This is a genomic window from Enterobacter sp. 03-F-07-AD-ECC, from assembly GCF_047530935.1.
Taxonomy (GTDB): domain Bacteria; phylum Pseudomonadota; class Gammaproteobacteria; order Enterobacterales; family Enterobacteriaceae; genus Enterobacter; species Enterobacter cloacae.
Genome location: NZ_JBLKBZ010000010.1, coordinates 46,869 through 73,475, shown reverse-complemented (window position 1 = coordinate 73,475; position 26,607 = coordinate 46,869). Strand labels below are relative to the sequence as shown.

Annotated in this window: 24 protein-coding genes; 10 read left to right on the top strand and 14 right to left on the bottom strand. The window is 55.6% G+C overall.

All coding sequences use genetic code 11. The annotated features are described in order from the left end of the window. Positions 1-33: 33 nt before the first annotated feature. From mtlR to ACMWKA_RS15990, 3 genes are all read right to left on the bottom strand, one after another. On the bottom strand, positions 34-624 hold the full coding sequence (gene mtlR / locus ACMWKA_RS16000; protein WP_013094931.1) for a mannitol operon repressor MtlR: 591 nt from the start codon (positions 622-624) through the stop codon (positions 34-36). Then, the gene (gene mtlD / locus ACMWKA_RS15995; protein ID WP_013094932.1) at positions 621-1,769 is read right to left on the bottom strand and encodes a mannitol-1-phosphate 5-dehydrogenase; all 1,149 of its coding nucleotides are present in this window, start codon (positions 1,767-1,769) and stop codon (positions 621-623) included. The genes mtlR and mtlD overlap by 4 nt, the downstream gene beginning before the upstream one ends. A 102-nt stretch (positions 1,770-1,871) precedes the next feature. Beyond that, on the bottom strand, positions 1,872-3,779 hold the full coding sequence (locus ACMWKA_RS15990) for a PTS mannitol transporter subunit IICBA (RefSeq protein WP_414760414.1): 1,908 nt from the start codon (positions 3,777-3,779) through the stop codon (positions 1,872-1,874). 659 nt (positions 3,780-4,438) lie between these two features. Between ACMWKA_RS15990 and ACMWKA_RS15985 the strand changes: the two genes are divergently transcribed. From ACMWKA_RS15985 to ACMWKA_RS15960, 6 genes are all read left to right on the top strand, one after another. Beyond that, positions 4,439-4,795 (top strand): DUF3302 domain-containing protein, encoded by a 357-nt coding sequence (locus ACMWKA_RS15985; protein ID WP_013094935.1) that lies wholly within the window; start codon positions 4,439-4,441, stop codon positions 4,793-4,795. A gap of 47 nt (positions 4,796-4,842) precedes the next feature. Further along, a complete protein-coding gene (locus tag ACMWKA_RS15980) occupies positions 4,843-5,934 on the top strand; it encodes an HlyD family secretion protein (protein WP_414760428.1) in 1,092 nt (363 codons plus the stop codon). An 89-nt stretch (positions 5,935-6,023) separates the two neighbouring features. Continuing rightward, positions 6,024-6,632, top strand: a complete 609-nt coding sequence (locus ACMWKA_RS15975; RefSeq protein ID WP_414760413.1) for a glutathione S-transferase — start codon at positions 6,024-6,026, stop codon at positions 6,630-6,632. A gap of 103 nt (positions 6,633-6,735) precedes the next feature. Continuing rightward, positions 6,736-8,121 (top strand): L-seryl-tRNA(Sec) selenium transferase, encoded by a 1,386-nt coding sequence (gene selA / locus ACMWKA_RS15970; protein ID WP_038982544.1) that lies wholly within the window; start codon positions 6,736-6,738, stop codon positions 8,119-8,121. Further along, entirely contained in the window at positions 8,118-9,965 is a 1,848-nt protein-coding gene (selB, locus tag ACMWKA_RS15965) for a selenocysteine-specific translation elongation factor (RefSeq protein ID WP_095440009.1), read from the top strand. The genes selA and selB overlap by 4 nt, the downstream gene beginning before the upstream one ends. An 86-nt stretch (positions 9,966-10,051) precedes the next feature. After that, positions 10,052-11,590 (top strand): aldehyde dehydrogenase family protein, encoded by a 1,539-nt coding sequence (locus tag ACMWKA_RS15960; protein WP_020686520.1) that lies wholly within the window; start codon positions 10,052-10,054, stop codon positions 11,588-11,590. On the opposite strand, the gene ACMWKA_RS15955 is transcribed toward ACMWKA_RS15960, so the two are convergent. Continuing rightward, a complete protein-coding gene (locus ACMWKA_RS15955) occupies positions 11,587-12,552 on the bottom strand; it encodes a LysR family transcriptional regulator (protein WP_061771396.1) in 966 nt (321 codons plus the stop codon). The genes ACMWKA_RS15960 and ACMWKA_RS15955 overlap by 4 nt on opposite strands. A 117-nt stretch (positions 12,553-12,669) precedes the next feature. Here ACMWKA_RS15955 and ACMWKA_RS15950 point away from each other — a divergent pair, with 117 nt between their 5' ends. The 3 genes from ACMWKA_RS15950 to ACMWKA_RS15940 all read left to right on the top strand — a co-directional run bounded on the left by ACMWKA_RS15950 (position 12,670) and on the right by ACMWKA_RS15940 (position 14,225). Continuing rightward, a complete protein-coding gene (locus ACMWKA_RS15950) occupies positions 12,670-13,410 on the top strand; it encodes a MipA/OmpV family protein (RefSeq protein WP_248076853.1) in 741 nt (246 codons plus the stop codon). A gap of 210 nt (positions 13,411-13,620) precedes the next feature. Beyond that, the gene (locus tag ACMWKA_RS15945) at positions 13,621-13,806 is read left to right on the top strand and encodes a type II toxin-antitoxin system HicA family toxin (RefSeq protein ID WP_071843252.1); all 186 of its coding nucleotides are present in this window, start codon (positions 13,621-13,623) and stop codon (positions 13,804-13,806) included. Positions 13,807-13,820: 14 nt separating this feature from the next. Continuing rightward, on the top strand, positions 13,821-14,225 hold the full coding sequence (locus tag ACMWKA_RS15940; RefSeq protein ID WP_013094943.1) for a type II toxin-antitoxin system HicB family antitoxin: 405 nt from the start codon (positions 13,821-13,823) through the stop codon (positions 14,223-14,225). A gap of 53 nt (positions 14,226-14,278) precedes the next feature. On the opposite strand, the gene ACMWKA_RS15935 is transcribed toward ACMWKA_RS15940, so the two are convergent. Together ACMWKA_RS15935 and ACMWKA_RS15930 are read right to left on the bottom strand one after the other, a co-directional pair. After that, positions 14,279-16,234 carry a glycoside hydrolase family 127 protein gene (locus ACMWKA_RS15935; protein ID WP_414760412.1) on the bottom strand — a complete coding sequence of 652 codons (1,956 nt, stop codon included), beginning with the start codon at positions 16,232-16,234 and terminating at the stop codon, positions 14,279-14,281. Positions 16,235-16,244: 10 nt separating this feature from the next. Further along, positions 16,245-17,645: an MFS transporter gene (locus tag ACMWKA_RS15930; RefSeq protein ID WP_038982539.1), complete on the bottom strand. Its 1,401-nt coding sequence runs from the start codon at positions 17,643-17,645 to the stop codon at positions 16,245-16,247. A 224-nt stretch (positions 17,646-17,869) separates the two neighbouring features. Here ACMWKA_RS15930 and ACMWKA_RS15925 point away from each other — a divergent pair, with 224 nt between their 5' ends. Next, positions 17,870-18,688, top strand: coding sequence for a helix-turn-helix domain-containing protein (locus tag ACMWKA_RS15925; RefSeq protein WP_020686525.1), 819 nt, complete (start codon positions 17,870-17,872; stop codon positions 18,686-18,688). Here ACMWKA_RS15925 and araD read toward each other — a convergent pair whose 3' ends face one another. The 8 genes from araD to yiaK form a co-directional block, all read right to left on the bottom strand. Continuing rightward, positions 18,689-19,384 (bottom strand): L-ribulose-5-phosphate 4-epimerase, encoded by a 696-nt coding sequence (gene araD, locus ACMWKA_RS15920; protein ID WP_048972676.1) that lies wholly within the window; start codon positions 19,382-19,384, stop codon positions 18,689-18,691. It abuts the gene before it with no gap. Further along, the gene (locus ACMWKA_RS15915) at positions 19,378-20,238 is read right to left on the bottom strand and encodes an L-ribulose-5-phosphate 3-epimerase (RefSeq protein WP_020686527.1); all 861 of its coding nucleotides are present in this window, start codon (positions 20,236-20,238) and stop codon (positions 19,378-19,380) included. The genes araD and ACMWKA_RS15915 overlap by 7 nt, the downstream gene beginning before the upstream one ends. 2 nt (positions 20,239-20,240) lie before the next feature. Next, positions 20,241-20,894 carry a 3-keto-L-gulonate-6-phosphate decarboxylase UlaD gene (ulaD, locus tag ACMWKA_RS15910; RefSeq protein ID WP_062730041.1) on the bottom strand — a complete coding sequence of 218 codons (654 nt, stop codon included), beginning with the start codon at positions 20,892-20,894 and terminating at the stop codon, positions 20,241-20,243. Further along, positions 20,891-22,396 carry an FGGY-family carbohydrate kinase gene (locus ACMWKA_RS15905; RefSeq protein ID WP_414760411.1) on the bottom strand — a complete coding sequence of 502 codons (1,506 nt, stop codon included), beginning with the start codon at positions 22,394-22,396 and terminating at the stop codon, positions 20,891-20,893. Before ACMWKA_RS15905 ends, ulaD begins: the two co-directional genes overlap by 4 nt. 96 nt (positions 22,397-22,492) lie before the next feature. Then, positions 22,493-23,812 carry an MFS transporter gene (locus tag ACMWKA_RS15900; protein ID WP_029881926.1) on the bottom strand — a complete coding sequence of 440 codons (1,320 nt, stop codon included), beginning with the start codon at positions 23,810-23,812 and terminating at the stop codon, positions 22,493-22,495. 45 nt (positions 23,813-23,857) lie between these two features. Next, positions 23,858-24,784, bottom strand: coding sequence for a DUF4862 family protein (locus tag ACMWKA_RS15895; RefSeq protein WP_250020668.1), 927 nt, complete (start codon positions 24,782-24,784; stop codon positions 23,858-23,860). A gap of 151 nt (positions 24,785-24,935) precedes the next feature. After that, a complete protein-coding gene (locus ACMWKA_RS15890) occupies positions 24,936-25,403 on the bottom strand; it encodes a YhcH/YjgK/YiaL family protein (RefSeq protein ID WP_029881928.1) in 468 nt (155 codons plus the stop codon). 10 nt (positions 25,404-25,413) lie between these two features. Beyond that, on the bottom strand, positions 25,414-26,412 hold the full coding sequence (yiaK, locus tag ACMWKA_RS15885; RefSeq protein WP_250020666.1) for a 3-dehydro-L-gulonate 2-dehydrogenase: 999 nt from the start codon (positions 26,410-26,412) through the stop codon (positions 25,414-25,416). Positions 26,413-26,607: the final 195 nt, after the last annotated feature.

The following is a 26,607-nucleotide window of genomic DNA, read 5'->3' as shown; positions in this document are numbered from 1 at the left end:
TTTAGAGGGAAGGATACACCAATGTGAGCAGGCTTACTTCTGAAACGCTTTTTTTAAGCTGATTCGGGAAATCAGCTCAGTCAGGGAAAGAACCATCGTGGAACGGACAACCTGTTGATAACGCAGCTTTTGCATGGCGTACAGTTCCGGGTCGCTGTTATCAAAATGGGGGGCAGGGGGGAGCGCGGTAACGCAATGCAGCTCGCCGAAGGGGCCAAGGATCTCGTCATCGGTAAAGGTGTACTCATTACCGTCATGATTGAGCTCTTCGCGCAGCGCCATCAACAGCTCCGCATCTTCATACTCTTGCCGGTTCAGCACGCCAAGACCATAAATCAACTTCAGACGCACGGATAAATCGCCCAGCGGTCCGTCGCCGTCCAGTAACGGTTCTACAGCATATTTTACCGCGTAGTCGTCTTTGCGAAACACCTGAAGTACCAGGATATTCACCGCCTCGGTTAACAACTCGACGGCGGTAATCAGGAAACTTCGTACGGTTTTGCCAGCATTCAGACGCTCAAGCACACGATTTTCAAAGGCCTGGGTTTGTTCCATTATTGCCTGCATATCTGACAATCTGTAATCAGGGCGCAGGATCACCTGCGCCTCACTGTGCATCATTTGGTTGCGTTATATGCGTTAACCGCCTCCGCAACCACGTCGCTGTTGGCGTCCAGACCGGAAATCTGCGCCAGCGCAGCCTGTGCGCCCTGGTCATCAATCAGCTGAGCCAGCTCCTGCGCCTGCGGATCCTGCTCGCTGCGGTAGTGCATCGCGGCGGCAATCCCTTTCACCAGGTTGGCGTGCGGCAGGCCGTATTCCAGCGTACCCAGCAGCGGCTTAATCAGGCGATCGCCCGCGCTCAGCTTACGCAATGGCTGGCGGCCCACGCGCTCAACGTCATCTTTCAGATACGGGTTTTCAAAACGACCGAGGATTTTCTGGATATATGCTGCGTGTTTATCAGCATCAAAACCGTAGCGTTTGATCAGCACCGCGCCGCTCTCTTCCATTGCCCCTTTTACCACCGCGCGGATCTTCTCGTCGAGGATCGCATCACGAATAGTCTGATGACCGGCCAATTTTCCGAGGTACGCGGTTATAGCATGACCTGTGTTCAGCGTGAAGAGTTTACGTTCCACAAATGCCATCAGGTTATCCGTTAATTCCATACCTGGAATGGTCGGCAGCGCGCCTTTAAATTGGGTTTTGTCCACGATCCACTCGCTGAAAGTTTCTACCGTGACTTCCAGCGGGTCGTTAGTTGCAGATTCTGACGGCGGAACGATACGGTCAACGGCGGAATCCACGAAGCCAACGTGCGCTTCAACCCAGGCTTTGTCTTCGTCCGCAACGGCGGCCAGAACGTGGCCTTTCAGCTGCGTGGTGCCACGCACCATATTTTCACAGGCAATGATGTTCAGCGGGGTATCGATGCCCTGCGCTTTACGTTTTGCCAGACCTTTTGCGACCGCAGGCGCGATGCGCTCAAGTACCACCGGGCCCACCGCGGTGGTCACCAGGTCAACGCTGGCGATGAGGTCGATAACATCGTCGCCAATGCTGCTTACCGCGTTGACGCCAGAGACCGTTTCAACCTGCTCGTTTTCTCCCACCACGTGTACCTGGTAGCTATGACGGGCATTCAGGGCATCCAGAACGACCTGATTCACATCGGCGAATGTCAGCGTAATGCCCGCGTCTGCCAGCAGTTTGCCGATAAAGCCACGACCGATATTACCTGCGCCAAAATGTAATGCTTTCATAGTGTTAACCTTTATCAATGTTTTTACCCGAGAGGGCTGGGGTGAGGTACTAATACCCCTCACCCCAGCCCTCTCCCCAAAGGGGAGAGGGAAGATACGCTGTTATTTGTTGAGGAGTGCCAGCACTTCTTCAACGCTTTCAGTCTGTGCCAGACGCTCGATGACGGACTCATCATCCAGCGCGTTGGTCAGGCTGGTAATCACCTGGATGTGCTCGTTATTGCGAGCGGCGATACCAATCACCAGACGGGCGATGTCGTCTTCTTCTTCACCGAAGCGCACGCCATCAGGATACTGGCAGAACACCACGCCGGTTTTGAGCACGCGGTCTTTCGCTTCCACCGTACCGTGCGGCACCGCGATGGATTCGCCCAGGTAGGTTGGCGTCAGTTTTTCGCGTTCCAGCATCGCGTCGACATATTCAGGCTGAACGTAGCCGTCTTTCACCAGCTGCTCACCGGCAAAGCGAATTGCCTCTTCTTTGGTGCTCGCGGTACGGCCGAGGAAGATGTTCTCCGCGCCCAGCTTAAACAGGTGAGCATTGCTCTCGTCAAAGCTGTCCTGCAGGCTGGTTCGCACTTTCACTTCGTTGTCTTCGTGACGCTGTGCGGCCACCAGACGTTCAGTCAGGCTGGTGTACAGGCCGCTGTCGAGGAAGTTGGTCAGCGAAATATGCTGTGCCTGCGGTACCTGGCGCATGGCACGTTCGGTCAGGTCACGGTGCGTAATCACCAGGTCAACATCCGGTGGCAGGCTGTTAATGGCGCTGTTGGTCACTGAGATATTGGTCAGGCCCGCATCCTGCACTTTCTTACGCAGCACGCCGGCACCCATTGCGCTGGAACCCATACCGGCATCACAGGCAACGATGATTTTACGCACGTGGCTCAGGTCGTTAGAAACATCACCCGCTGACAGCGGCGTTGCGCCTTTGGACTCGGCTTTCATGTCGTGCATACGACGGGTGGCCGCTTCGATATCGTCATCTTCTTTCACTTTGCTGGTTTTCAGCAGGATAGAAGCGACCACGAAGGAGACCGCCATTGCCGCACAGATAGCCGCGATGTTAGCAAAATAGGCACCTTTCGGCGTCATTGCCAGTACCGCCAGGATAGAGCCCGGAGACGCCGGAGAAACCAGACCACCGTTCAGCACGCTCAGAGTGAACACACCGGTCATACCGCCGAGGATAACGGCCAGGATCAGACGTGGGTTCATCAGCACGTACGGGAAGTAAATTTCGTGAATACCACCCAGGAAGTGAATGATAGCTGCACCGCCAGCAGACTGCTTCGCGCTGCCGCGACCAAAGAACATGTACGCCAGCAGAACGCCCATACCCGGACCCGGGTTCGCTTCAATCAGGAAGAAGATGGACTTGCCGAGGTCATGAGACTGCTGAATACCCAGCGGTGAGAAGATACCGTGGTTGATGGCGTTGTTCAGGAACAGGATTTTCGCCGGTTCAACAAAGATAGACGCCAGCGGCAGCATGTCGTGCGCCACCATGAAGTTAACGCCCGCCGCCAGAATCTTGGACAGGACTTCAACTGCCGGGCCAATGCCGAGGAACGCCAGAATCGCGAGGATCATCCCGATGATGCCCGCAGAGAAGTTGTTCACCAGCATCTCGAAGCCGGATTTGATTTTGCCATCAACCCAAACGTCGAATTTCTTAATCGCCCAGCCACCCAGAGGACCGGCGATCATCGCACCGAGAAACATCGGCATATCCGCACCGACGATAACACCCATGGTTGTGATGGCACCCACTACGCCACCACGGTCACCGCCCACCAGACGACCACCGGTATAACCGATGAGCAGCGGCAGCAGGTAAGTAATCATTGGGCCAACAAGTTTCGCCAGCGTTTCGTTAGGCAACCACCCTGTCGGAATGAATAATGCAGTGATGATACCCCACGCGATAAACGCGCCGATATTTGGCATCACCATATTGCTGAGGAAACGACCAAAGCTTTGAACTTTGATCTTGAAATCGGATGACATAAAACACCCCTTCTTCTGTTTACGCTTAGGCTTGCGGCCCGAGGTTTATTGTTAATGAGGCGGCAGAGGTAGCCGGGCCCTGTTCTGATGCTGTGAAATCTGGCACTGAATCGTTCAACTGTCCAGACAGCGAAAAATTGTGTGATCACAATCACGTAAATGCAGGGGGTGTGGCGGGAAATGAGGTGATCTGAATCACAAAACCACAGTCTAAAAAAAACACAATGTTGAGAAAATCGGCAAAACACCCCTGTTTTTGTGAGGTGTATCACATTTAGTTGTCGCGAGTTTGTTTGTGAGTTGTGATTTAATTCACAAAAAATTTTTATGCGGATTTCTCCGGCTGTGATCGGCGGCAAATTCTGCCTGACGAATGAGCGTCACGATGGTCCTGGGCAACACGCAAAGCTAAAAAACCACTTTTCATGTGTGGTATGGCGAAAAGCGAAAACGTGGATTACGCTCATAATGTAAGGTTAAGTATATTATTATTCAGGATATATTTTGACACGTTTATAAACTTGCATGGAGATATTATAAAAACCGATACTCCCCGGCTCTGAAATAACCAGTCTACCTTTTATGTTTAAAAATAAATTAATTAGGTTGCGTACTGTTTTATTAATTTAATGAGTTGACGTTGTTTAAGTGAGGAGAATATGTTTCTCAACTATTTTGCGCTGGGCGTATTGATTTTTGTTTTTCTGGTTCTGTTTTACGGAATCATCGCCATTCATGACATCCCCTATAACATGGCCAAAAAGCGTAATCATCCCCATGCCGATGCAATCCACACGGCGGGCTGGATTAGCCTGTTTACGCTCCATGCCATCTGGCCGTTCCTGTGGATCTGGGCCACGCTGTACCGGGAAGATCGCGGTTGGGGCATGCAAAACCACATCACCAAACCTGATGAGGTGCCGGGTATGGATGCGCTGGCCAAACGCGTGGCCGAATTAGAACAAAAGCTGGCAGCGGTACAGCCCACTGCTGATACGAAAACGCTGGAGCGCTAATTATGGATCTGTTGATTATTTTGACCTACGTGGCGTTTGCCTAGGCGATTTTTAAAATATTCCGTATTCCGGTCAACCAGTGGACGCTCGCCACCGCCACATTAGGTGGGGTATTTATTGTGGCGGGCCTTATTTTATTAATGAACTATAACCACCCGTATACGTTTACGGCGCAAAAAGCAGTTATTTCAATCCCAATTACGCCGCAGGTGACCGGCGTGGTCAGCGAAGTCACTGATAAAAATAACCAGCTTATTAAAAAAGGCGAAGTGTTATTTAAACTTGACCCGGGCCGCTATCAGGCCCGGGTCGACAGACTGCAGGCCGACCTGGTGACCGCGACGCACAATATCGACGTGCTCAAAGCGCAGTTGTCTGAAGCAGTAGCCAACACCACGCGCGTGTCCGCCGAGCGGGACCGTCTGTATAAAGATTACCAGCGCTATCTCAAAGGCAGCCAGGCGAAGGTAAACCCGTTCTCTGAGAGCGATATCGACAACGCGCGGCAGAACTATCTGGCTCAGGACGCGCTGGTAAAAGGCTCAGTGGCGGAACAGACGCAGATCAAAAGCCAGTTAGACAGCATGGTGAACGGCGAACAGTCGCAGATTGCCTCTTTACGCGCCCAGCTGGCCGAAGCCAAATACAACCTGGATCAGACCGTGGTACGTGCGCCGAGTAATGGCTACATCACCCAGGTGTTGATTCGCCCGGGAACGTATGCCGCCGCGCTGCCGCTGCGCCCGGTCATGGTCTTTATTCCTGAACAGAAACGCCAGATTGTGGCCCAGTTCCGTCAGAACTCGCTGCTGCGTCTGAAGCCGGGCGATGAAGCGGAAGTGGTGTTTAACGCTCTGCCGGGGCAGGTCTTCTCCGGCAAGCTCACCAGCATTCTGCCGGTGGTGCCAGGGGGCTCATATCAGGCGCAGGGGGCGCTGCAATCGCTAACGGTTACACCGGGAACGGATGGCGTGCAGGCGCTGATAGAACTGGAGCCTAACGCCGACGTTGATGCGTTGCCGGACGGTATTTACGCGCAGGTGGCGGTCTATTCCGACCATTTCGCGCACGTCTCGGTGATGCGTAAAGTCCTGCTGCGCATGACCAGCTGGATGCACTATCTCTATCTTGATCATTAATCCTCGCCGGGCAGGAATGCGACATGCATACCTGCCCTTTTTTCAGCGCTTGATCCATACTGACTTTTTCTGGCATCAAGGATCAGGCAATGAAACTCATCGGCAGCTACACCAGTCCCTTCGTGCGAAAGATCTCGATTCTCCTGCTGGAGAAAGGGATTGAATTTGAATTCGTTAATGAACAGCCGTACCACGCCGAAAACGGCGTTGCGCAGTACAACCCGCTGGGGAAAGTCCCGGCGCTGGTAACGGACGAGGGCGAATACTGGTTTGATTCCCCGATTATCGCTGAGTACATCGAGCTGCTCGGCGTTGCGCCAGCCATGTTACCGGCAGATCCGAAGGCGGCCCTGGCAGTGAAGCAAATTGAAGCGCTGGCCGATGGCATCATGGATGCGGCGTTAACTTCCGTGCGCGAGCAGGCAAGGCCCGTTGCTCAGCAGTCGGAAACGGAGCTGCTGCGCCAGCGTGAGAAAATCAGCCGCAGCCTGGACAGGTGCGAGCAGCTCATCCAGGAGGGCAAAATAGCAACGGATAGCCTGAATCTGGCGACGATCGCTATCGCCTGCGCCATTGGTTATCTCAACTTTCGTCGCGTCTCCCCTGGCTGGTGCGTCGACCGTCCGCTGCTGGTGAAGCTCGCCGAAACGCTCTTCCAGCGCGAGAGCTTCGCCCGTACCGAACCGCCAAAGGCTTGACGCGGGTTATAACACTTCGCGTCAGGAGGCGGTACAATCCCTCCACATGTTAACTCCCTCTCCCGTCGGGAGGGGGGATGATATTTACTCGCCAGGCTCTTTCATGACTACTCATCACTCCCTGTACAGCCAGATCCCCGCTACCGACCGACTCCTTCGAGAACCCCTTATTCATTCCGCTGTCGAGCGGTTCGGCCATACCGCGACGGTTGAGATGTTACGTCTGCTTCAGGACGAGGCCCGGCGCCATATTCAGGCAGAAAATGCCTTGCCCGGCTGGTGCGTGGCGTGGGAGCAGGAGCTGGAACAGAGGCTGGTTGAGAAAGGGCAAAGCGCGTTGCGCCCGGTGATTAACCTGACGGGGACAGTCCTGCATACCAATCTCGGGCGTGCGCAGCAGGCGGAAGAGGCGGTAGATGCCGTAACGCAGGCCATGCGTTCGCCTGTCACGCTGGAGTACGATCTCGACGGTGCAGGACGCGGGCATCGTGATCGGGCCCTGGCGGATCTGCTTTGCCAGCTCACCGGTGCTGAAGATGCCTGCATTGTGAATAACAACGCGGCGGCGGTCCTGTTGATGCTGGCAGCGACCGCCAGCGGCAAAGAGGTGGTCGTCTCGCGCGGCGAACTGGTGGAGATTGGCGGCGCGTTTCGCATCCCGGACGTGATGCGCCAGGCGGGCTGTACCCTGCATGAAGTGGGTACCACTAACCGGACCCATGCGAAAGATTACCGTGCGGCGGTGAATGAAAACACCGCCCTGCTGATGAAGGTCCACACCAGTAATTATCATATCGAAGGGTTCACTAAAGCCGTTGAAGAGGCCGAGCTGGCGGCGATAGGCCAGGAGCTGAATGTGCCGGTCGTTGCCGATCTCGGCAGCGGCTCGCTGGTGGATCTGAGCCAGTATGGTCTGCCGAAAGAGCCGATGGTGCAGGAGATGATTGCGGCGGGCGTTAGCCTGGTCAGTTTTTCCGGTGATAAGCTGCTGGGCGGGCCGCAGGCCGGGATCATCGTCGGTAAGCGTGAATTGATTGCGAAACTGCAGCAGCATCCGCTGAAGCGCGCCCTGCGTGCCGATAAAATGACGCTTGCCGCGCTGGACGCGACGCTGCGGCTCTATCTCCACCCGGAGAAACTGGCGGAACGCCTGCCAACGCTGCGTCTGTTAACGCGTGATGCCGCCTCGATTCGCGCGCAGGCCGAGTTACTGTTGCCCAATGTCGCGTCGCATTACGCCGATTTCGACGTGCGCATTGAGTCCTGCCAGTCGCAAATTGGCAGTGGCTCGTTACCAGTGGATCGGCTGCCCAGCGCGGCCCTGACCTTCACCCCGCGCGATGGCCGCGGCAGCAGGCTTGATGCGCTCTCTGCGCGCTGGCGTGCTCTGCCTACGCCGGTTATCGGGCGAATTTACGATGGCCGAATGTGGCTGGATCTACGCTGTCTTGAAGATGAAGAGCGATTTCTGGAGATGCTGTTGAAATGATTATTGCCACCGCCGGTCATGTTGACCACGGAAAAACCACCTTGTTGCAGGCCATCACGGGCGTGAATGCCGATCGCCTGCCGGAAGAGAAAAAGCGCGGTATGACCATCGATCTGGGTTATGCCTACTGGCCGCAGCCCGATGGCCGCGTGCTGGGCTTTATTGACGTCCCCGGACACGAAAAGTTTCTTTCCAACATGCTGGCGGGGGTCGGAGGTATTGACCATGCCCTGCTGGTGGTGGCCTGTGATGACGGCGTTATGGCGCAAACGCGTGAACACCTGGCGATCCTGCAGTTGACGGGCAACCCACAGCTAACCGTGGCGCTGACCAAAGCCGATCGTGTGGACGCGACGCGTATTAACGAGGTGCGCGAGGCGGTGCAGGCCACGTTGCGCGAATATGGCTTTACCGATGCTGCGCTGTTTGAAACAGTCGCCACAGAAGGGCGCGGGATCGACGCACTTCGCCACCATTTGCAGCAGCTTTCGTCGCGGGAACATGCCAGCCATCATCGCTTTCGTCTGGCCATTGACAGGGCGTTTACCGTTAAAGGTGCGGGTCTGGTGGTGACCGGTACTGCCCTGAGTGGGGAAGTGAAGGTGGGCGATACCGTATGGCTGACGGGTATTAACAAGCCGATGCGGGTGCGCGGGTTGCATGCACAAAACCAGCCCGTTGATCATGCCCATGCCGGGCAGCGTATCGCCCTCAATATTGCCGGCGATGCGGAGAAAGCGCAGCTAAACCGCGGCGACTGGCTGCTGTCTGAGGCGCCGCCAGAACCGTCTGAGCGGGTGATTGTCTCCCTGCAGACGCATATCCCGCTCAGTCAGTGGCAGCCGCTGCATATCCACCATGCGGCCAGCCATATCACCGGGCGCGTGTCGCTGTTGGAAAACGATCTCGCTGAACTGGTTTTCGATACGCCACTCTGGCTGGCAGATAATGACCGTCTGGTGCTGCGTGATATTTCGGCGCGAGAAACGCTGGCCGGGGCGCGGGTGGTGACGCTCAACCCGCCGCGTCGCGGGAAGCGTAAACCGGAGTATTTGCAGTGGCTGTCGGCACTGGCGCAGGCCAGTAACGATAAGGCTGCGCTGGAGGTGCATCTTGAACGCGGTGCGGTGAACCTGACCGACTTCGCCTGGGCACGACAGCTCAGCAACGAAGGCCTCCTCCCGCTGACCCAGCAGCCGGGATTTATCCAGGCCGGTAATAACCTGCTGAACGCGCCGGTTGCGGCGTGCTGGCAGCGAAAGGTGTTAAACACGCTCGCCACCTACCATGAACAGCATCAGGATGAACCTGGCCCGGGGCGCGAGCGCCTGCGTCGTATGGCGCTGCCAATGGAAGACGATGCGCTGGTGCTGTTGCTGATTGAAAACATGCGTGAAAGCGGCGTGATCAAAAGCCACCACGGCTGGCTGCATCTGCCGGAACACAAAGCCGGGTTCACCGCAGAGCAAGAGGCAATCTGGCAAAAAGCGGCCCCTCTGTTTGGCGATGAGCCCTGGTGGGTTCGCGATCTCGCCCGTGAAACGAATACCGACGAGCAGGTGATGCGCCAGGTATTGCGCCATGCCGCGCAGCAGGGGCTCATCGTTGCGATCGTGAAAGATCGTTATTACCGCAACGATCGTATCGTCGCGTTTGCCAGTCTGATCCGCGAACTGGATCAGGCGCGAGGCTCCACCTGTGCGGCTGATTTCCGCGATCGTCTGAACGTGGGGCGAAAGCTTGCCATTCAGATCCTGGAATATTTCAACCGCATCGGTTTTACCCGCCGTCGCGGTAACGACCATTTATTACGGGATTCGTTGCTCTTTCCAGAAACAGCGTGACCCCTGTCGTAAACACCACTCCCGGCTGGCGATAAAATCACCAGCCGGTACTACCCTTGTTGTACACCAACAGCAAGGAGACGGTCATGACAAACAATCCTCCCTCTTCACGCATTCAGCCAGGCGAGTACGGTTTCCCTCTCAAGCTAAAACCCCGTTATGACAACTTTATTGGCGGCGACTGGGTGGCACCCGTCGACGGCGAATACTATTCCAACCTGACCCCCGTCACCGGCCAGCCGCTGTGTGAGATAGCCAGCTCAGGCAAGCGCGATATCGATCTGGCGCTGGATGCGGCGCATAAAGCCAAAGATAAATGGGGACAGACTTCCGTGCAGGACAGGGCGGCGATCCTGTTCAAAATTGCCGACCGGATGGAGCAAAATCTTGAGCTGCTGGCGACGGCAGAAACCTGGGATAACGGCAAGCCGATCCGTGAAACGATGGCGGCCGATGTGCCGCTGGCGATTGACCACTTCCGCTATTTTGCCTCCTGTATTCGTGCTCAGGAGGGAGGAATCAGTGAAGTCGATAGCGACACCGTGGCGTATCACTTCCACGAGCCGCTGGGCGTGGTGGGGCAGATTATCCCGTGGAACTTCCCGTTGTTGATGGCGAGCTGGAAAATGGCGCCCGCGCTGGCGGCCGGGAACTGCATTGTCCTGAAACCGGCCCGCTTAACGCCGCTTTCAGTACTGCTGCTGATGGACATTATCGGTGACCTGCTGCCCCCGGGTGTGATTAACGTGGTCAACGGGGCCGGGGGGGAGATTGGGGAATATCTGGCGACCTCAAAACGCATCGCCAAAGTGGCGTTTACCGGCTCGACGGAAGTGGGTCAGCAGATCATGCAGTACGCCACCCAGAACATCATTCCGGTGACGCTGGAGCTGGGCGGAAAATCCCCAAACATCTTCTTCGAGGACGTAATGGCGGAAGAGGACGCCTTCTTCGATAAAGCGCTGGAAGGGTTTGCGCTGTTTGCCTTTAACCAGGGCGAAGTCTGCACCTGTCCAAGCCGCGCGCTGGTGCAGGAGTCCATCTATGAGCGCTTTATGGAACGGGCCATTCGCCGCGTGGAGTCGATCCGTAGCGGTAACCCGCTAGATAACGTGACGCAGATGGGCGCGCAGGTGTCGCATGGACAGCTGGAAACCATCCTCAATTACATTGATATCGGCAAAAAAGAAGGGGCGGATGTCCTGACTGGTGGACGCCGTAAAGTGCTCGGTGGCGATCTGCAGGAAGGGTATTACCTTGAGCCGACCATTCTGTCTGGCAAAAACAATATGCGCGTTTTCCAGGAGGAAATTTTTGGACCGGTGCTGGCCGTGACCACCTTCAAAACGATGGAGGAGGCGCTGGAGATTGCCAACGATACGCCGTATGGCCTGGGGGCAGGCGTCTGGAGCCGCAACGGCAATCTGGCGTATAAAATGGGCCGGGGGATCCAGGCCGGACGCGTATGGACCAACTGTTATCACGCCTACCCGGCGCACGCGGCCTTTGGGGGCTATAAGCAGTCAGGCATCGGGCGTGAAACGCACAAAATGATGCTGGAGCATTATCAGCAGACGAAATGCCTGCTGGTCAGCTACTCCGATAAACCGCTGGGGCTGTTCTAGTCATCCAGCTCAGGCCGTCCGTGGGCGGCCTGAGCTATTTGCTGGCGAAGATTATTCAGGACGCCATCCAGAACATATTGCACGCGCCATGGCTGGTATTCACGTTTGCGGAAGATGGCCGTCAGATCCAGCCACCACTCTTCCTGATGCGGGAAGCAGGGAACAAGTGAACCGTTTTTTAACTCTTTTCTCAGGCTCTCTTTCGGCGCAAAGACGATACCGAGATTATTCCTCGCCAGCTCCAGGGCAGTTTGCGTATTGTCGCAAATATAATTCCCGGTAACCCGGTAATCCTGTACATCATCACTGCCATGAACGCGGAACCGCCAGATGTTAGCATCATCCACCAGCATGGAGTCGATTAAAATACAGGAATGATGAATTAAATCTTCCGGGCCGTTTAACGGGTGCTGATTTAAATACTCCTCGGTCGCGAAGGCGGTAACGGAATATTGGGTTAATACACTTGCGACCAGACTTTCATCTTTCGGCTGAGCATAGGTAATTAAAATATCGCAGTCATCCGGAAAGGTCACCCCCTCAGAAAATTCATTGCGATCCAGATTGTATGTTTTCAGCGAAATACGAATATCGCCAATATCTTTTATCTGGTGGATCACATGACGAGAGAGATAGGTCACGATGCCTGTCGGGGCGTAAATCGTCACCTTTCCACGCTTTTCATGCTTATAATCGGCAATAAAATTAATAAGCTGACTATTTTTATCCAGCGTGGCGTTCACGTAAGGAAGCAAGGCCTCACCAAACTGCGTTAGCGCAAGCTGACGGGTGGTGCGCTCAAAGACCTTGAGACCGACTCGTGTTTCAAAATCAGAGAGATATTTACTGACGTTGGCCTGTGCCATGCCCAGCAGGGCGGCGGCGTCGCCAATGCTGTGGGTGGCGGCGATGACGGAAATTATTTTTAATTCGCGGGGTTTTAGTTGTAATTTATTCATCATGCCCACCCATCTATATGATTTTATATATAATATTATATAAACAGCGGCGTTGCATACGCAAATTTGTAACCATTATTATTCGCCTCGCTTGTTCGGCGTTTAAATGGATTACATGGAATGACTATTAAAAACAATTTACTCATCGCTGCCACGTTATTTGCGACCTCATCCGCAATGGCCGGTGACTTTTCACTTGGCGCGGGGGCTGTATTTAATGAGTCACCTTATAAAGGGTATAATGAAAATACCACCGCGGTTCCGTTAATTAGCTATGAAGGTGACCGATTCTATGTGCGCCAGACCACAGGTGGATGGATCCTGTGGAAAGACGAAAAAAATGAATTTAGCCTGACCGCGTCGTGGATGCCGCTGCATTTTGATCCCGACGATAACGACGACCCTCAGATGAAACATCTGGATGAGCGTAAAGCGTCTGCTTTCCTGGGTGGCGCCTATTACCGCCATGAAAACTGGGGCTCGCTGAAAATTGCCGTTTCCGGCGATGCGATGGATGAAAGCGGTGGCGTAGTCGGTGAGATTTCGTACTTCCGCCCCATCCGCATGGAACGCCTCACGCTGACGCCATCTGTGGGCATTTTCTACAGTGACGAGAGCTATAACGACTACTACTACGGGGTTTCCGGCAGCGAGTCTCGCCGCTCAGGTCTCAATGAATACGCCGCCGGTGACAGCTGGACGCCATACGTGGGTCTGGCGGCAAAATATCAGTTAACCCAGAACCTGTTCCTTAACGCCAGCGCGGTATATACCGTATTGCCTGACGACGTGAAGAACAGCCCGATGATCGACCGCGACGACAGCTTTGCGCTGATGACCGGGCTGAGCTGGCGCTTCTGATGCTGTAACGCCGGGTGGCGGCTTCACCTTACCCGGCGTTGTGATAGCGCCTGTATTTCGATCTGCAATTTACCTGTTCCGCCTTTCTTTTTGCGTTGCTCCTTCCTGTTCAGACAAAACCCGGCTGCGTTTGCATTTCCTTTCGTCTATTGTCATCTGCACCAGTAGCTATGGTGTGTATGATGTGTATAATCATGGAAGGATTGGAATGTGAAAAGTGCGGATGTCATTACTGTTCTGGTCAGGCATGGCTGGAAATGTGTAAGAACGAAAGGAAGCCATCATCAGTTTCGCCACCCAGTACATGCGGGGTTGGTGACCGTTCCACATCCCAAAAAGGACATAAAACCCGGCACCCTCGCGCAAATCTGGCGGCAGGCGGGAATCAAACACTGATATCAGGAGTAGTTATGTTTTATCCGGCTTACATTCATTCTGATCCCGACGGTAGCGCCAGCGGTTTTTTTCCTGACGTTCCTGGTTGTTTTTTTGCCGGCAATTCTCTGGATGATGCTTTTCAGGATGCACGTGATGCACTGACAGCTCACTTCGAAGCGCTATTTGAAATGGATGAAGAGTTACCTCTCCCTGGCAATGTTGAAGCACATCTTGAAGCCACACCGGGTGATTTTATCGGCGGACAATGGTTGCTTGTAGATATCAATATGAAGCAATTCGACGGTAAGGCCGAGCGTATCAATATCACCCTGCCTCGTCGATTGCTGGTGAAAATTGATTCTTTTGTGAATGAGCATCCGCAGTTTAGTAACCGAAGCGCTTTTCTTGCTGAGGCAGCGCGTCGCGTGCTGCCTTAACGATCCCTCTCCCGTGGGAGAGGGTTGGGGTGAGGGCATCAGGCCGCAGATATTCAGTCCTCATCCACCCAAATGCGCATTTCCCCTTCTCCCCGGTTAGCCCAGCTAAACCACGGAATAAAGGTCAACGTTTTGGGTTGACGTTGCACCGCAGGACGGTCGTACTGCCATAACGCCTCCGATCCCGCTTCTGCGGCGTCATGCGTGACACCTTCCGCCTGAATCAGCATCTTATGAGCGAAAATTCCTTTACCCTCGAAAACCCGGAATTCACTGTCGGCAGGCAGGGCAAGATTATGCAGGTTGGCGCCATTGTCGGCTTCTTCAAGGCAGTAGACCAGCGGACCGCGCTGCAGCGCGACCTTTCCGGCCTGCTGACGAACCTGTGGGTGACCGTACACGCGGCGGACCGGCATCGGTAAGGTTAGCGTGAGCGTATCGCCCTCCTGCCAGCGACGGGTGAGGTGAAGATAGCCCCGTGATACCTCGCCCGTCATGCCTTCTCCGTTCAGCGACACGTGAGGATTTGCGCACCAGTCCGGCAGTCGCAGGGCCAGGGTGTGCGTCACCGGTACGGGCGAGACGATCTCAATGTTGACCTCTTCCTGCCACGGATAATTACCGCTGATCCGCAGCTTAAGCGTCTCATCGCCCATCGGGATGGTGACCTCATTCCCTACGTAGAGATTAATGAAAAGCGCATCCGGGCGAACGGTGTAAATGTAATGCCCCAGCGACGTCAGCACGCGGGCGATATTCGGCGGGCAACAGGCGCAGCCGAACCAGCGCTGACGAACCGGTTTGACGTGGTCGTAGATGTGGTTAAAGGCCAGCGTCCTGGGGTGCACTTCCAGCGGGTTAACATAGAAGAAATGCTTACCGTCCAGCGCCATGCCGCCCAGCACCGTGTTGTACAGGGCGCGCTCCATCACGTCGGCGTAGCGGCTATCCGCTTCCATCTCCAGCATCCGACGGGCAAACATCATCAGGCCAATCGAGGCGCAGCTTTCGGCATACACCGTATCGTTGGGCAGATCGTAATCACTGCTGAAGGCTTCTCCGCTACTTTGCGAACCAATCCCGCCGGTAATGTACAGCTGGCGCTGCGCCATGTTGTTCCACAGGCGTAAGCAGTCCTGACGTTTTGCGTCGTCTTTGCTCAGACGGGCCAGGTGTGCCATACCCGCCATCAGGTAGACAAAACGAACCGCATGGCCAATCGCTGTTTGTTGTTCAGCAAGCGGTTGATGCGCCTGGCTGTAAGCTTTGTCCTTGACCATCCATGCCGGGCCGTAGGTGTGCCAGTACGATGTTCTGCCGCGCTTCTCGTATTCGATATCATAGAAGTGAGGCTGCGTACCGCGCGCCTCGATGAAGTATTTCACCAGGTTCAGGTAGCGTGGCTCCTCAGTAACGTCGTACAGCCGCATCAGCGCCAGCTCGATTTCCGGGTGGCCCGGATAGCCGTGAAGCTGGCCTTCCCGGGGGCCGAAAACGGTGTCGATATGATCTGCCAGTTTGCACACCACCTCCAGCAGTCGGCGTTTTCCGGTGCCCTGAAAATACACCACGCCAGCTTCGATCATATGCCCGGCGCAGTAAAGCTCGTGGCACTCGGCCAGATTTGTCCAGCGTTCGTCGGGCGCTTTGACGGTGAAGTACGTATTGAGATAACCATCTTCACACTGCGCCGCGGCGATCAGTTCAATCACCTCATCGGCGGTTTTTTCCAGTTCAGCATCGGGTTTCTGACACAGCGACCACGCCACGGCTTCCAGCCATTTCGCCACGTCACTGTCCTGAAATACCATGCCGTAGAACTCACCTTCTTCAAGACCTGCCGCAATGCGGAAGTTGGTGATGGCATGACTGGGCTCGGCTTCTGCCACGCGATCGTTGAGCGCATCCCACTGATAGGGGATGACCACATCACGCACCAGCCGCTGATACTGGCCAAGAAACGGATCGTTGATTTTCAGGTTATGCAGGTCGGCTTCCATTATGGACATCACGTTCTCCTCAGGACGGTACATGACGCTGGCGCAAATCGGTGGCAATGCGCGACATCATCGGATTGTTGAGTCTGCACCAGCGGATTGAGACCGCCAGCAGCAGGTGGAAAAGGGCAGGGAGCAGCGTCTCCATGGCGGTAATGCCCTGCAGCGAGGCGGGCGTCTGGTTACCCGCTCCCGGCTGATAGGCGACGGCGATAAACACCAGGCTGATGATCCCGGCGCTGGAGGCCCACGCCAGCTTGATGAAAAACAGGTTGAAGGCGAAGTTCATGCCCGACGATCGCACGCCGGTCTTCCACTCGCCGTAGTCGTCGGCAAAAGCCATCAGCGAAAAGTGCAGCGGCAGGGTAAAGCCCAGGATGACGCCGTTACTCAGAATTACGATCAGCCAGAGCGTCTGATGCGCCGGGCCGCCGGGCAGGAACCACATGCCAGCCGCGATCGCGGCGAGCACCAGGTTGGTGTAGTAGTAGAGTTTGACCGTATCAACACGGCGAGAGAGGGGGCTGACGATCACCGCCCCGAGGATCGCTGCGAAGGTCACCATGGTGAAAAACAGCGAGGTGTAGGCGGTACTGCCCTGAAGCACATAGGTGATGAAGTACATGTATCCGCCGCCACGGATATTGAAGACGTTGATCAGCAAAAACGACATCACCAGCATCAGCAGCAGCTGGTCATTTTTGCGCAGCCCTGCCAGGTGTTCGCGCAGGGTGAATTTACCCATCAGCGCCAGTGGGACGCGTTCACGGACCCAGAAGAAGCAGCAGAGAAACATCACCACGGCGAGGGTGCACAGGACGCCAACGCCCAGCTGATAACCCCGGGCGGCGTTGCCTTGCCCCAGCGCTGCCACCAGCCACGGCAGGCCGACGGAGACCAAAAATCCCGCAACGCCGCACAGCACAAAGCGCCATGACTGGCAGGAAATGACCTCGCTGTGGCGGGTGGTCATGGTGTTGATCAGCGCGCAGTAGGGCACGTTGATGGCGGTATAGCCGACGGACAGCAGCAGGTAGGTGCCGAATGCCCACGCAATCTTCACGCCCATGCTGGCTTCAGGTACGGTGAAGGTCAGCACGCCGATGATGCCAATAGGGAATGCCACCCACAGCTGCCAGGGACGAAAGCGCCCCCATCGGCTTTGGGTGCGGTCGGCAATCACGCCCATGACAGGGTCAGAAATCGCGTCAAATACGCGCAGGGCAATAAACAGCGTGCCGACAAGCGCCGGGGTCAGGCCAAAAATATCGGTATAGAAAAAGGTCAGGAAATTCATTATCAGGCAGGTAATTACTGTGCCGCCCGCGTCGCCCAGGCCGTAGCCAATTTTCTCGCGAACGGACAAACGTTCTTCTCTCACCCGTTGTGCAACGTCAGACTCGGTAATCGGTGTGGAAGTCATGAGATAACTCCTCGGTAATCGATTTTTATCGTATTTGTGCAAGGTACCTCATTCATTCTGCACTGAACGCAAAGGGCAACAAGGGGAGGGGAAAGTATAAAAAGATGACGATTCCGACCTGATGAAGAAAGTGTGAGTTTGATCGGGCAGCTATAACGTTAATTGTTAATAATCAATGGATAAGTCAATTAAATGCGGCAATAAAAGCGGAATGGTGAATATCCATGCTCGAATTATCCATAGCGCTTCCGATTAAAGTGCAAAACGGCGGATTGTTTATTTCGCGGGGCGTGGGTCGCCACCCGGCGCGTAAATTAACGTCGTGGGAAATCATTTTCGTCGAAAAGGGGACATTAACGATCCAGGAGGAGAACCGTCTTTTTGAGGTGAAGGCGGGGGAGAGTTTATTGCTCTGGCCGAAGCGGCGGCATGTGGGTACAGAAGATTTTCCGGCCGATCTGCGATTCTACTGGCTGCATTTTGAGGTGAAACCTGGGCCTTCTGCTTTGCCGGAGGCTTCTCCGCTGACCATTGAACAACATTGCTGCGTGAGGGATGTCCCGTCGGTGATTGCGCTTTTTCGCCAGTTCCTCAGCGAGCAGGAAAAATTACAGCGCAGCGTGGCGCTGGAAATGCTTTTGCTACTGATTTTGCAGCAAATATCCCTCTCAGCAGGGTATGAGGACCGCCCCGATGAGGCCGGTGCAGCACTGGCCTGGAAGGCAAAACAGCTTATTCGCACGCAGTTTCATTTACCGCTCTCCACCTCGCTGCTGGCAAAATCGCTGCACTGTAATGCCGATTACCTGGGGCGCGTGTTTCGTCGGACATTTCATTTAACCCTGACGGAGGCGATTCATCGCCAGCGCGTCAGGGCGGCAGAAAAAATGCTGCTGAATGACTCAGCGTCATTAACGGAAGTGGCCACCCGCTGCGGTTTTAACGACGTGGGGTATTTCCGGCAGATATTTTCGAAGCATACCGGGTTAACACCCGCCGTCTGGAAACGGCGGTACTGTAAAGAACACATTAATTCCGGTTGATCACTGCCCGTAATAGGCATGCGCACCGTGCTTGCGCAGATAATGTTTGTCGAGCAGTTCCTGCTGCATAACCGGAAGCTGCGGCGCAAGCTGGCGCGAAAACAGGCCCATGTACGCGCACTCTTCCAGCACCACGGCGTTGTGTACCGCATCGGCGGCATCTTTACCCCATGCGAACGGTCCGTGGGAGTGCACCAGCACTGCCGGGATCTGCATGGGGCTGATGTCGCGCTCTTCAAAGGTTTTGATGATCACTTCACCGGTCTGATACTCGTAGTCTCCTGCGATCTCCGCCGTGGTCATCCGCCGCGTGCAGGGGATCGCGCCGTAGAAGTAGTCCGCATGCGTCGTGCCCCATGCGGGCAGATCCTGACCTGCCTGAGACCAGATGGTGGCATGGCGGGAATGGGTATGGACGATGCCGCCAATCTCCGGGTAGCGACGGTACAGCGCAAGATGGGTAGGCGTGTCTGACGACGGTTTCATGCTGCCCTCGACCACCTCACCGGTGGCAATATTCACCACCACCATATCCTCCGCCGTCATCACGTCATACTCCACGCCGGACGGTTTGATCACCATCAGACCGCTGTCGCGATCCACCGCGCTGACGTTACCCCAGGTGAAGGTCACCAGCTGGTGGGCGGGCAGTGCCAGGTTGGCTGCCAGCACCTCGGCTTTGAGTTGTTCTAACATGTCATGCCTCCTTCCTGCATACGGGCTTCAATCCAGCGGCGCGCCTGGATAATCTCCAGCACCGGCTCTTTTGCTTTTTCGGTCCACATTTCAATCAGAAACGCGCCGCGGTAGTTCAGCTTATTGAGCGTATTAAACACGCCAACGAAATCGACGCAGCCCTCGCCAAACGGCACGTCGCGGAACTGTCCTGGGCTTTGTGCCGTGACGGGCTGGGTATCTTTCAGGTGAATTGCCGCGATGCGGTCAATGCCCAGCGTCAGTTCGGCGGCCACATCGTTACCCCACGCGCTGAGGTTGCCGACATCCGGGTAAACGCTAAACCACGGCGAGGCCAGCATCTCGTCCCACTTTTTCCATTTGCTGATGGAGTTCATAAACGCGGTGTCCATGATCTCAACGGCCACCATCACCTGCGCGGCGGCGGCCTGCTCGACTGCCCATGCCAGCCCTTCAGCGAAGCGTTGCCGGGTGCCTTCATCATGCTCTTCGTAATACACGTCATACCCGGCCAGCTGGATGGTGCGAATACCCAAATCACGCGCCAGTTTAATGGCGCTGGACATGATCTCCCGGGCGCGGGCGCGCACGGTTTCATCCCGACTGCCAAACGGGAAGCGGCGGTGGGCAGACAGGCACATGGAGGGGATCGACACACCGGTCTCCAGCATCGCTTCCACCAGCGATGCACGCTGTGTGGTGCTCCACGCCAGGCGCGACAGGCGTTCGTCCGTTTCATCTACCGACATTTCAACAAAATCAAAGCCACAGCTTTTTGCCAGCACCAGGCGCTCCGGCCAGGTGAGGGATTTCGGCAGCGCTTTTTCGTAAATACCTAACGGATGCTGACGCATGATTACGCTCCCCAGATGTCACGGATTTGCGAATGGAAGGCCTCGGCCACCTGCGGTGGATTGGCAGCGTCTGCCAGTGCGCGACCGGCGATAAAGGCTTTGACGTTGATCTGCTTAAACAGCGGCAGGTCGGCCGGGGTGATGCCGCCGGTGACGGACAGCTGCAAACCAATGTCGGAGAGCGCTTTCATTCGGGCGAGATCTGCCTCACCCCACTGCTGGCCGCTGGCCTGCGCGTCGCGTCCCCGGTGGTAGATAGCCTGCTTCACGCCGATGCGGTGCCAGGCGCGGGCATCGTCCAGCGTCCAGTTGCCAAACAGCTCCATCTGAATTTCCCCACCGCAGCGCAGCGCCACCGCGTGGCCTTTTTCAACCGTGGCCAGCGGCGCGGCGCAGATGATGGTCATCCAGTTCGCACCTGCGCCAAACGCCTGCTCTGCCAGCGTTTCTCCGGCATCGGCCACCTTCCAGTCCGCCACGAGGGTTTTCCCTGGACACTGCTCGCGCAGCGCACGCACGGCGTTAAGCCCTTCGGTCAGACATAAAATGGTGCCCGCTTCGATAATATCGACGTGATCGGAAAGCCTGGCGACATCGCGCTGGGCAGCCTGAAGTGAGGTGTGGTCGAGCGCCAGCTGCAGTAATGGTCGGCTCATAGGTCGTGCTCCTTAACACGGGCGTGATAACCCTGTAGTGCTGAAATCAGTAACTGGTAGCGCTGATACTTGCGCTGATAGGCCGCATGGGCGTGCATGTCGGGTTCAATGACCCGAATGTCGTGTCTGAGCGCGTGCTGCGCTGCGTAAAAATCGGGATAAACGCCGGTGCCGACCAGGGCGGCCAGCGCCGCGCCGGAACAGCCAGTCTCTTCCACCTGCGGGAGCGCAATCGCCAGACCGCTGACATCCGCCAGCATCTGCATCCATACGTCAGAGTGGGTCGGGCCGCCGGTGACGCGCAGTGCCTGTACGTCGGTAAAGCGTTCGAGCATGCGGTTTAGATGGGTCATATGGCTGAACACCACGCCTTCGTAAACTGCCTGTAAAAGATGCGCGCGAGTATGCAGCGCCTGCATGCCGTAGAAACCGCTCGTCATCTCCAGCCCGGCGTTGCTGCCATAGAGAAACGGCAGAAATAACAGATCGCTTTCGGCTTTCGGCAGGCTGGCCACGGCGCGGTTGATCTCACTGAAAGACATTTCTCCCCACTGGGCGGTCAACCACTCAAGGTTGCCGGAAGAGGTGGGGCTGGCTTCGTGGACGATGTACTGCTGCGGGTGGACGTAACGCCCATAGACATAGGGATGCGGTTCGTTGTCCCGAAGCGCATTGGCAATCCCGCTGGTGACGGCCCAGGTGCCCATGACGGCGTTCAGCGTATGTTCGTCGTGCAGTCCGGCACAGATCGCGGTGGAAACCACATCAAACAGCCCACCAACGACGGGGGTTCCCGTCGCGAGACCGGTAAGTGCGGCAGCCTGAGCGGTGATTTCCCCGCAGATTTCTGCTGAACCGACAACGGGCGGCAGAGCGTTGTCGATTTCACTGATACCCAGCCAGCGTGTGATCTGCGGATCGTACTGGCCGGTGTTCATGTTGTAGAGATTGGATTCAGAGATGTTGCTCTCTTCGCAGCCTTTTACGCCGGTGAGGCACCAGCGCAGGTAGTCGTGCGCCATCATCACGCAGCCAATCTGCTGATAGCGCTGTGGTTCATTCTCTTTGACCCAGCGCAGAAGTGAGGCCGGATGCCCGGTCCAGAGCGTCTGTCGCGTGTGCGGATAGAGTTTTTCGGGAATACCGTCCTGCTGCCAGCGCTGCACGATGTCCAGTGCCCGACGGTCTGAGGAGAGCATCGCATTGCCCAGAGGACGATCCTGTTTATCGAGAAGAAACAGCCCCTTGCCCTGCGCTGAAATGCCCACGCCTTTGATCTGCTCGCCGCTAACCCGGGCGTTGTTGAGCAGAAGAGCGACGGTGGTGTGACACTGCTGCCACAGCTGGTTCATGTCCCGCTCCGCATAGCCTGCTCGCGGGCTGAGCGTGGCAACCGTGCGGCGTTCAATACAGACTTCTTTGCCCTCGCGGGTGTATAAACCGGCTTTCAGATAAGTACCGCCACAATCGATACCCAGCCAGAAGGGTTCTTTTTCACTCATCTTTGACTCTCTCGTCTTGCTTCCTCTCCCCGTGGGAGAGGGCGGGGGTTCTCGTCTTGCTCCCTCTCCCTGTGGGAGAGGGCTGGGGTGAGGGCATCAGGCCGCACGCTTATGCGGATTCACCGTAGGGTTAGGCTCCGCACCAGCATCGCACTTCGCCGGTAGAAGCAGGGCCAGCAGAGAGGCCAGTGCCAGTGACACAGCCAGGCAGTAAACGCCCGCATCTTTGCTGTACAAGGTGATCAGCACGCCGACCGCATAAGGGCCACAGAACCCGCCGAGGTTACCCAGGGCGTTAATCACACCCCGCGCACCGCCTGCCATCTCCGCGCTGAACAGGCGTGCCGGAATGGTCCAGAACACGCCCGCCGCCGACTGCAGGAAGAACCCACACCCCACCAGTGCGGCGTAGGCCAGCCAGGTATGCTCTTTCAGCGCCACGGAGAGGAACATGCAGAGCGCAAAACCAATCAGCGGCAGGGAGACAAACAGTTTGCGCTTACCGGTACGGTCAGAGAGCGAAGAGAAGAGGAACATACCCGCAATGGCCCCGATATAAGGCAGGATCGCGAGCACGCCTACCTGGCCGATGCTGGTGTGCGTGAGCTCTTTGAGAATGGTGGGTAGCCAGAGGGTGTAACCGTAAATGCCGGTCTGGTAGAAGAAGTTCAGGGCAATCAGCTGCCACATGGTTTTGTCGGACAGCACCGCGCTCAGCGAGGCGTTTTTCACCTCTTTACCGGCAATGGCCTGCTGTTCTGCGGCCAGGGTTTTGACCAGATAATTTTTTTCCGCTTCAGAAATCCAGCGTGCTTCCTGCGGGCGGTCGTACACCGTGAAGGCCCACAGCACCAGCACAACGATGGACATCAGCCCTTCAATGATGAACAGCCAGCGCCAGTCGAGTGCGGTAATAATCCAGCCCGACAGGGGCGCGGTGATGATCCCGGCAATGGGGACGAACATAATTACAATCGCATTGGCACGACCGCGTTCAGCGTCAGGGAACCAGTTACTGATCATCGTCAGCACAACCGGCAGCATCCCGCCTTCTGCTACCCCGAGTAAGAAACGCAGCACCAGCAGTTGATACTGGCTGGTGACGAGCCCGGTCAGGACCGAAATCACCGCCCAGGCGACCAGCGACCAGCCGATAAATTTCTTCCCGCTACCATGAACGGCAATCTTGCCGCCAGGCACCTGCAAAAACAGATAGCCAATAAAGAAGATCCCACCCGCCAGGCCTGCCATGGTGGCAGAAATACCTAACTCTTCATCCATACCGCCGGGCATGGCAAAAGCAATATTCACACGGTCCATATAAGAAATAATGCAGGCGATAAGAATCGGGGGAATAATTCTTAGCCAGCGCTGGCGCGGAATGTCCGCATGTAGAGCTTGAGTAGACGTATTCATATTTAATATCTCAGTGTAGGTAACCGGAATAAGATTTTTTTATTGTTATTGCGTTGCTTTTTTCATTTGGCTAATGCCGTCGTGCAAAATAGCGATGCGATGGCTGATATCAGCATTAGCATTTATTTCCAGTAATTTAATACCGGAAAATTTCAATGTTGCGGCGCTCGCCGCAGTAAAGAGTGCTTTTGCATGTTCAGTGGTCAGCAAACTGTCGGCACAGTACGATGAAAACGGTGCGTGCAGATCCTGCCATTCACCGTACTCTCCGCGGATGGTGGTGCCGGAGAACATTAGCGCGGCCAGTTTTCCGGCCTGAAGGGCGGTCTGAACGTGCTCAACCGGAAGCGTGGTGTTGCGCCCTTCAATGGCTGAGCGCGCCCAGTTAATACAGATGCTGATATCTGTCTCTTTTATCACCTCCAGCACCTGCTCTAAGGGTAAAAATCCCTTACGCGGTGCGGGACCGGTCATGGCATCGCAGTGCTCAAGCACCAGATCGCAGGACCAGTCCCAGCCCGCGATTTCACGAATGGAACGGGCGAACGCCTCGATAGCCTGCTCGACTGAAGCATTGCCCGCCTGCGGTGCGGCCTGCATCTCCAGGGCAATAACTTTCCCGGGAAAACGGGCGTTAACCGCAGCAATCTTCTGCTGCAGATGGCGGTAATATTCCACGCACGCTTTACGCTGATCTTCATCGGCGGAGGCCAGGCCAAACGCACCGTTTGTGCCACGGCGACGCATGGTTTCCATCACTGCCGTGACGACGATTTGCCAGTCTCCAGGCGTATGGCGGAACAGCCATTCATCCCCATAAGGATGGAGATGTTCAAGGCAGGGTTGTTCCAGCCCGCGAATGTGTGGCGTGTCAGAAAGTTCCCGCCAGAAGGTTTGTTCTTCTTGTTCCCCTTTCTGGTGAAACGAGGGTGCGCAGGGGTACGCACCAATAATAAAACCGGTGTTGGTCATTTCGCGTTCCTGTATTTATACCCGTCATACTTCAAGTTGCATGTGCGTTGGCTGCGCTCGTTCACCCCAGTCACTTACTTATGTAAGCTCCTGGAGATTCACTCTCTTGCCGCCTTCCTGCAACTCGAATTATTTAGGGTATATCAGAAAATTAATCTAATTCGCTGATTGCCACTTTCACCACAATTTTGCGAATTGCAGTTTCCTTGTTTTTAATACAGGCAGGACGGTGTACATCCTGCGGGAAAAATATGGCATAACTGCCAGGTACCATTTCAATGAACGATTCATTTTCACTGTTGTGATAAAAAATAATATCCCGTTGTTCCAGTAATGATTCGCTGATGTTGTTATTGCCGGTATCGATAGCAATACCGATTTTTTCTTCACCCCACGCCAGAAATTGAATATCAAGATAGCGGCGATGCACTTCGGGGCGATTCTCATGCGGCTCTTTGGTGGTCAGGTCGAGGATCTGGGCAAAGAGGTTGCGCCCCTCAATTTCAACGACACCCGGTTTTAGCATGCTGAAATCCGTGGTACGCAGAAAATCTAACGCTTTTTCAATCGCCCGCGGCAGGCGACACGGATTTGGCTGTGAAATATGTCCGAATATCATGGCCCACTCCTTACAGCGCCTGGATTTTCGCCCACACGCTGTCGTCAATGGTGATGCCGTTGCGGCGGTTCTCTTCAAGCAGTCGCGTAAATTCATGCCCCGGCAGACGGACAGCGACGTTTTCGTCTGCCCGCTCGGCGGTGGTGATGAAGTCCATAATACGCTGCAGTTTGGCATCGCGGGTTGGGCCGTCGATCAGGCGGTCGACCTCGATGGCGATAAAGATCTGCGACACGCCATACTCGTCGCTGTTGTCCTGGGTAACTTTCGCCACGGAGGAGCCGTTAGAGAGCAGGGTGGCGATCATGTCGAGCACAATCGATAAGCCGGAACCTTTCCAGTAGCCCATCGGCAGAATACGGCGATTTTTCTCAATCACGCCAGGCTCTTTGGTCAGATTGCCCTCGTCGTCGAATCCGCCGTCGACCGGTAACGTGCGTCCGGCCAGTCGGTTCACTTCCAGCATGCCGTAGGAGAACATCGACATCGACATATCGACCATGGTGATTGGGGAGGAGGGGATCGCCACGATCAGCGGGTTGGTGCCGATGCAACATTCTTTTGACCCCCACGCGGGCATCACCGCAATGGAGTTGGTCCAGCAGATCCCGATGTAGCCCTTCTCTGCGGCTTGCCAGCCATAGCTCCCTCCGCGCATCCAGTGGTTAGCGTTACGCAGCGCAACCAGACCGATACCGTGATCGGAGGCCAGTTCGGTGGCGCGATCCATCATTTTTTTCGCCGTCAGGTTACCGATGGCGCGTTGGGCATCCCACTGTTCGATGGCCCCTAATGTGGTCACCCGTTTTGGCTGGGCATCAGGAATGATGTCGCCCGCGTCCAGTTGCTGAATAAAACGCGGGAAGCGGTTCACGCCGTGGGAATAGACGCCAGATTCCGTGGTGCGGGCAAACATCTCCGCGCAGGCATCCGCCGTTTCTGCTTTTACACCGCGATCGAGCAGAACCCGATTGAACGCTGCTTTCAACTCTTCGAATGTCACTTTCATCCCTGTTCTCCTGTTCTTCGTAGGGGCAAGTGCGAGTGCTTTTTTATCGCTAAATTTCACTATGCGAAATCTGATTTCAAATATAGCGATCAAATTTTGCCAGATCAACGACATTCATGATTTTCAAAATCGATTAAAATCAACTGGTTGTGTTTTTTCTGTTGAGATCGTGAACTGAACCACACTTTGCGCTAC